Origin of the sequence: Streptomyces sp. SID13666 (genome assembly GCF_010548325.1) — a bacterium.
Classification (GTDB): Bacteria; Actinomycetota; Actinomycetes; order Streptomycetales; family Streptomycetaceae; genus Actinacidiphila; species Actinacidiphila fildesensis.
On record NZ_JAAGLX010000268.1, the window covers coordinates 1 to 225 of the forward strand.

The 225-nt window shown below is 74.2% G+C and carries 1 pseudogene; it reads left to right on the forward strand.

The features are described from left to right. Nucleotides 1-225, forward strand: a pseudogene (locus G3I60_RS47420) (IS481 family transposase); the annotation flags it as partial.

The following is a 225-nucleotide window of genomic DNA, read 5'->3' on the forward strand; positions in this document are numbered from 1 at the left end:
ACGACCCCGCACCGCACGCCGGCCGCGGTCGAGGCGAGGGTGTGTGCACTGCGGCAGGCCCGCAAGCTGGGACCGGCCCGGATCGGACCGATCCTGGGCCTGCCCGCCTCGACCGTCCACCGGATCCTGACCCGTCACCACCTGCACCGCCTCGCGTGGCTCGACCGGCCCACCGGCACCCTCATCCGCCGCTACGAACGCGAACGGCCCGGCGAACTCATCCAC